The sequence below is a fragment of the Brooklawnia sp. genome (assembly GCF_032229645.1).
Taxonomy (GTDB): Bacteria; Actinomycetota; Actinomycetes; order Propionibacteriales; family Propionibacteriaceae; genus Brooklawnia.
The window spans coordinates 26,092-32,012 of sequence record NZ_JAVTWX010000116.1 but is presented as its reverse complement, the minus strand read 5'-3'; the positions used below and the strand labels follow the sequence as shown (position 1 = coordinate 32,012).

6 protein-coding genes and 2 tRNA genes are annotated in these 5,921 nt (G+C 65.1%); 3 read left to right on the top strand and 5 right to left on the bottom strand.

Annotation, left to right across the window (positions count from 1 at the left end):
- Nucleotides 1-111: 111 nt before the first annotated feature.
- Nucleotides 112-184: transfer RNA gene (locus AAFP05_RS08640), tRNA-Thr, on the bottom strand.
- 139 nt (nucleotides 185-323) lie between these two features.
- Here AAFP05_RS08640 and AAFP05_RS08635 point away from each other — a divergent pair.
- Nucleotides 324-1,244 (top strand): pseudouridine-5'-phosphate glycosidase, encoded by a 921-nt coding sequence (locus tag AAFP05_RS08635; protein ID WP_341729452.1) that lies wholly within the window; start codon nucleotides 324-326, stop codon nucleotides 1,242-1,244.
- A 68-nt stretch (nucleotides 1,245-1,312) separates the two neighbouring features.
- On the opposite strand, the gene AAFP05_RS08630 is transcribed toward AAFP05_RS08635, so the two are convergent.
- Nucleotides 1,313-1,397: transfer RNA gene (locus AAFP05_RS08630), tRNA-Tyr, on the bottom strand.
- Nucleotides 1,398-1,478: 81 nt separating this feature from the next.
- On the opposite strand from AAFP05_RS08630, the gene AAFP05_RS08625 reads away from it, so the two are divergent.
- A complete protein-coding gene (locus AAFP05_RS08625) occupies nucleotides 1,479-1,970 on the top strand; it encodes a YajQ family cyclic di-GMP-binding protein (RefSeq protein WP_341729451.1) in 492 nt (163 codons plus the stop codon).
- Nucleotides 1,971-2,083: 113 nt separating this feature from the next.
- Here AAFP05_RS08625 and AAFP05_RS08620 read toward each other — a convergent pair whose 3' ends face one another.
- From AAFP05_RS08620 to AAFP05_RS08610, 3 genes are all read right to left on the bottom strand, one after another.
- Nucleotides 2,084-4,048 carry an AarF/UbiB family protein gene (locus tag AAFP05_RS08620; RefSeq protein WP_341729450.1) on the bottom strand — a complete coding sequence of 655 codons (1,965 nt, stop codon included), beginning with the start codon at nucleotides 4,046-4,048 and terminating at the stop codon, nucleotides 2,084-2,086.
- Between the two features lie 13 nt (nucleotides 4,049-4,061).
- The gene (locus AAFP05_RS08615; protein ID WP_341729449.1) at nucleotides 4,062-4,283 is read right to left on the bottom strand and encodes an RNA-binding S4 domain-containing protein; all 222 of its coding nucleotides are present in this window, start codon (nucleotides 4,281-4,283) and stop codon (nucleotides 4,062-4,064) included.
- 88 nt (nucleotides 4,284-4,371) lie between these two features.
- Entirely contained in the window at nucleotides 4,372-4,812 is a 441-nt protein-coding gene (locus tag AAFP05_RS08610) for a hypothetical protein (RefSeq protein ID WP_341729448.1), read from the bottom strand.
- 43 nt (nucleotides 4,813-4,855) lie between these two features.
- On the opposite strand from AAFP05_RS08610, the gene AAFP05_RS08605 reads away from it, so the two are divergent.
- Nucleotides 4,856-5,761: an exodeoxyribonuclease III gene (locus AAFP05_RS08605; protein WP_341729447.1), complete on the top strand. Its 906-nt coding sequence runs from the start codon at nucleotides 4,856-4,858 to the stop codon at nucleotides 5,759-5,761.
- The last annotated feature ends 160 nt before the right edge of the window (nucleotides 5,762-5,921 follow it).

The window sequence follows — 5,921 nt, the reverse complement described above, 5'->3', positions numbered from 1 at the left end:
CCCGCGACACAGCGATTATGAGCCGCTTGCTCTACCGCCTGAGCTATCCCGCCCTGCGTATCACTCGGATTCTAGCCCTGCTGCGGTAGCGGAGCTCCCCGAGATCAACGGAGCCCCGATGCGGAATTGAACCGCAGACCTCGTCCTTACCAAGGACGCGCTCTACCATCTGAGCTATCGGGGCCAGCCGAGGAGATAACTTATCGTCCTTTCCCGCAAGTATCAAATCGGAGGATGGTCGAACGCACGTTTGACAGTTGCGCAAGAATCGAGAATGACAAGGGAGAGCTTTCTCGCCCCCGCCGACGATCTTGGAGGATCTGGTGACCATCCGCTACAGCCCCCTGGTGCGCGATGCCCTTGACCACGGCTACCCGGTGCTCGCGCTCGAAACCGCCAACATCACGCATTCGATGCCGCGCCCACTCAATCTGGAGACCATGCGAGCGGTGCAGGAAGAGATCCTGGCGTCCGACGTCATCCCGGCCGCGATCGCGGCCATCGACGGCGACGCGGTGATCGGCCTGACAGACGAGGAACTCGAGCGCGTGGCCTACGAGCCAGGGGCTATCCGAGTATCGATCAGCGATCTGCCGATCGTCGAGACCCGCAAGCTCACCGGCGGCACGAATCTTGCTGCGGCCGTCCACCTGGCCCATCGCGCCGGCATCAAGGTCTGCGCCACCACCGGCCTGGGCGGCGTCCACCGGGCCAGCAAGCGGGGCAACCTCATTCAGGAGTCCAGCGATCTGATGGCGCTGTCGACCCACCCGCTGGTGCTGGTGACGTCCGGCGTGCGGCCGATGCTGGATGTCCCGGCCACCTTGGAGCGGCTGGAGACCATGGGCATCCCCGTGCTCGGCTATCACACCTCACAGTTCCCCGGCATGTATCTGGCTGACACCGGATACGAGGTGGACTATCGCGTGGAGAACGCCAGCGAGATCGCAGACATCGCGCGGGCCCGCGATGAACTCGGCCTCGGTCAGTCGCTGGTCATCGCCAATCCGACCCCTGCAGACCTTGAGATGGACAACTTCCAGGCACGAGTCAGCGAGGCAATCGAGATCGCCGCGCATCTGCCCGAGCGTGACTCGGACGACACCCAGATCCTGCTGGCGACCTTCGAGGAGGCCACCCACGGCCAGGCACACCGGCTCAACACCGAGCTCTACCGCCGCAATGTGGCGTTGGCCGCCCAGATCGCCAAGGAGCTGGCGACCACGCCTCACTACACCGACTAGGCGAATATCAGTTCAAGCACCCCCACGAAGAGAACCTCCGGTCGATTGACCGGAGGTTCTCTTCACACTGGTGGCAGCTGATGGATTCGAACCATCGTAGGCGAAGCCGACGGTTTTACAGACCGCTCCCTTTGGCCGCTCGGGCAAGCTGCCGTGACGCCAACCAGCGAAGAAAGACGTTAGCAGACCCTGGCCAAGATGTCATAACCGGGGCCTTTCGGGCAGGATGGACGCATGGCTGCAGACAGTTCCTTCGATATCGTCAGCAAGGTCGACCGCCAGGAGGTCGACAACGCACTCAACCAGGCCGCCCGCGAGGTTCGGCAACGCTTCGACTTCAAGGGCACCGATGCGTCCATCGAGTGGTCGGGCGATCAGATCGCCATGCAGGCCAGCAGCGAGGAACGTGTCAAGGCGGTCTGGGATGTTTTTCAGACGAAGCTCGTGCGTCGTAGCGTGGACTTGAAGTCTGTGCAGGCCACCGATCCGAAGCTGTCGGGCAAGCTGTGGCATATGACCGCCGACATGCAGAACGGCATCTCGCAGGACAACGCGAAGAAGATCTCCAAGCTGATCCGCGATGAGGGCCCCAAGGGCGCCAAGGCGCAGATCCAGGGGGACGAGCTGCGGGTGAGCTCCAAGTCGCGCGACGCCCTGCAGCAGGTGCAGAAGCTGATCAAGGACGCGGACTTCGAGTTCGCGGTGCAGTTCGTCAACTACCGCTGACCGTCGCTGCAGCCCCTGCGGCCACCGCCCGGGGGTACCGCCGACCATGTGAGGCTAGGCCTGAATCCACCGATGGGCGCCGTCGCAGCAGGCGGAAAATCGGTGGACTCAGGCTAGGCACGGCGGCCGAAGACCATCGCAACACTGCGCAGCGCAAGGATGAAGCCGCTGAAGCCGAGCAGGAATCCGAGGATGTCGAAGAGCCGGTAACCATCGAGTTGGGGGCCGCCCGGAGCGGTCACCAGCAAGATCGCGCCGATCACCGCGAAACCGGCCAGGACCGCGACCACCACCTGATTGGCCAGGCTGGTCAGGAAGGCTTGATCGTCGGGATGCGAGACCACGCGGGTGTGCGTCGTGAATCGTCCGGACGCGAGGTCTTCGGTGATGCGGTTGATCCGCCTCGGCAGGTGACTGACCAGCGGCACCAACCGAACCGCCTGATTCGCGATCTGCTTCTTGGCTCCCTGGGGCCCGATATCTCCGATCACACCGCGAGCCTGATCCCGAGCCGTCTCGATAAGGTCCAGGGACGGGTTGAGCAGCTTCAGCGTGCCTTCGAGCGCGCCCAGCGAGCGGAGCGCAAGCGCGATATTGCCCGGTACGCTCATGCCCTCATTGAGCACCAGCCGAAGCAGCTGGGTGAAGAAGGCCAAGGTGGTGCCGGCGGCTCCGGCGCGCACCTGCGTGATGATCGTGCCCAACTGCCGTTGCAGGTCGTGCTCGTCGAGCCGGCCATCGTGATCGAGCAGTTCGAGCACCGCGTCGGTGGCCAGCGCCGGATCGTCCGAATCGACCGACCACAGCAGTAGACCGAGGTTGCGCCGGGCGGTCGCGTCCAGTTTCCCGACCGAACCGTAGTCGAGCAGGCCGACCGCTCCGTCCGGCCAGACCAGCACATTGCCGGCATGCAGATCGGCGTGGAAGAGACCCTGATCGAGGATCTGGCCGAGCACCGCCTTCAGCAGCACCGTCGCCGATTCTTCGCGGGTCCGCAGAGACATCGCCGCGATGATCTCGCCGGCACGGGAGACCGGCACACCGTCGAAGCGCTCCATCACGATCACGCGCTCGCTGCACAACTCGCCATGCACCTCCGGCACCCGCACCCCGGCGGCAACCAGCCGCGGACGCAGCGACTCCATATTGGAGACCTCGACGGTGAAGTCGAGTTCGTCGTGAACCGAATCCGCGAAGCCGCCGACTATCTCGCTGACGCCCAGCTTGCGCGCCCACTCCGCGTTGCGGTCCAAGGTCAGGGCGAGGCGGCGCAGTATTTGCAGATCGATGGCAACCTGCTCAGGGGCGCCGGTTCGCTGCACCTTGGCGACAACCTGCCGTTCGCCGTCCAATGTCGCCGCGTGAACCTGCGCGAGCGAGGCGGAGGCGAGCGGCGTGGGGTCGACATCCAGTCTGCCAAGCTGATCGCCCAACTGTTCTTCCAGCATCGTTTGCACCAGCTCATAGGACTCGGGTTCGGCCTCGCTGGTCAGCCTCGACAGTTGGCCGATGTACTCCGGCGGAAGCAGATCGCTTCGGGTCGACAGCAGCTGTCCGAGTTTGACGAAGGTGACCCCGGCATCCTCCATGGCCAACCGCACTGATTCTGCGGTGCTCGGCCCGACGTTCAGCACGCCGCGCAGCGGAGCGGTCAAGCCCCGCCTGAACAAGATGACCATGATCTGCAAGTAGCGTCTGGTTCTGCGGAACCGCGCACCCCAACCGGTCAAGAGCACCCGTAGCGGAGGCGTCGAGCCGGTCGGGATGATCACTTCGAGCACCATCAGCACGAGCATTCCGAGAGCGAACACCCCGAGCGCCAGCCCGACCATCACTACTGTGAGCGCAACAATATCGGACGTCGAAGTACCGCTCAGATCGGCGCGTTCGCTGAAGTGGACGACCAGCGGGCCCAGCGCGCCGAAGATCACGATGACCACGAGGAGCGCGCGGACGACCGAGACCTGGATACCCAGCACTCGCTTGCTTGTTCGTGCCACCAGCAGCGTGACCAGGCCCAGGGTGACCAGGCTGTAGATCGCCGCCGCGCCCTGCCCCACGATGTCCCAGAAGCTCATGGCACCCTCCAGTTCAGCCCACCCGCACCGATGTTTCAAAGGCCTGGGTGATCACGGTGATCACCTCGCCGCCGTGCAGCTGACGGCCCCGCCGGGTCTCGGTCTGACCATCAACCTCGACGTCACCGGCCTCGATCATCTCGCGGGCGTGCGCACCCGATTCGGCAATGCCCGCATATTTCAGGAATTGTCCGAGCCGGATCGTGCCGCCGACCTCCACCGTTTCGATGCTCATCTGCCGATCCTTCCACATCGCACCGACAGCGCTTGGGGATCGCATCGATGGTTTCGGCCCGGAGCCGGACACCACCAACCCTGCCAACTCACGAACCGAGATGCTCCGGCAACACGATCAGCAGCGTGCCCACGAACAGCAGCAGTGCGCAGACGATCGTCCACAGCACCGGCAGCGGATCGGTCGGCTGCTCGACGGTGGACGAGACCGCGATGATCCCCACCAGTACGCTGACCAGAGGTATCGCGAGCAGGCAGGCTGCCCCGGCGCGCACTCGTCCGGCGTCCTTGAGTACCGAGCCGATGCTACCCACCCAGCCGACCAGTGCCGCCAGCGCGGCGAAACCGACCAGCCAGATACCGGTCCGTTGGGCGGCGATCCGAGTCGCGTCCGCCAACCAGCTGTTGAGCAGCAGAATCGCGACGATTCCCAGCACTACCGCCGTCCACCAGCCGATCACCGCTATCCATGCGGGACGGTCGCGGAAATCCGTCTTGCGGCGTGCCCGACTGGCCGGTCTGTTGCTCACGTCTGCGAGCTTAGACTCGGGTGCGTTCGTCTATGGTGGCGCCATGCGCATCGCCACACACAACGTCAACGGGATCCGGGCAGCTCAGCGGCGAGGCATCGCAGGATGGCGCGACGAGCGCATGCCGAGCGTCATCGCGCTGCAGGAGGTCCGCTGCGCACCCGATCAGCTGCCGCTTGAGGCCTTCGGGGACTATCACGTCGCCTACGATCCCGGGACGCTGGCCGGACGCAACGGAGTCGCAGTGCTCACCCGCGAACCGGTGGCAGCGGTGCGCGCCTGGGGCCCGCATGCCCTGTCCTGGGCACCGGGGCAGGTGCCCGTGCTCGCTGAGGTGACCGAAGACGTCACGCTGGCGCGGGAGCTGCGCGGGTTCGTCGCGGAAGGCCGCTATCTGGAGGTCGACCTGGCCTCGGCACCACTGACGATCGCCAGCGTCTACGTGCCGAAGGGCGACTCGCCACTCGCCCCGCGGGACCCCGCCACCGCGCGGGGCGCGCAGCTGCGCTACGAACGCAAGATGGCGTTCCTGGCCGGCTTCGCCAGGCAGTTGAAGCGGGCAAGGCTGGCGGCTGCGGCGCGCGGTCGCGAATACCTCGTGATGGGCGATTTCAACATCGCGCATACACGCTACGACGTGCGAAACTGGCGCGGCAACCAGAAGTCGGCCGGATTCCTGCCCGAAGAACGCGAATGGTTCGCCTCGATCGTCTCGCCACGTACCCTGGTGGACGTGATGCGTCGGCTGCATCCGGACGCCGATGGACCCTACTCGTGGTGGAGCTGGCGAGGCAAGGCCTTCGACTCCGACACCGGCTGGCGGATCGACTATCAACTGGCGACGCCACGCCTGGCAAAGCTGGCGACCACCGGTGGCACCGACAAGGAGCCTTCTTATGAGGCTCGGATCAGCGATCACGCGCCCGTGGTCATCGACTACCAGATCTGAGCAGCCCGCACGCTTGAGCCGGGCGGACGACGCCCCACCGGATCTAAGATCTGACAGCGACTACCGAAAAGCGCGTTGGCTAGCGAACTTCCGGCAGCGTCCGTTACTCTCGGCAGCCGCTGACGGGCGGGCCGTGCAGACCGGCAGCCGCTGCAACTAT

Coding starts and splice junctions, on each gene's coding strand:
- AAFP05_RS08625 (WP_341729451.1), top strand. CDS start 1,479: ATGGCTGCAGACAGTTCCTTCGATATCGTCAGCAAGGTCGACCGCCAG.
- AAFP05_RS08620 (WP_341729450.1), bottom strand. CDS start 4,048: ATGAGCTTCTGGGACATCGTGGGGCAGGGCGCGGCGGCGATCTACAGC.
- AAFP05_RS08615 (WP_341729449.1), bottom strand. CDS start 4,283: ATGAGCATCGAAACGGTGGAGGTCGGCGGCACGATCCGGCTCGGACAA.
- AAFP05_RS08605 (WP_341729447.1), top strand. CDS start 4,856: ATGCGCATCGCCACACACAACGTCAACGGGATCCGGGCAGCTCAGCGG.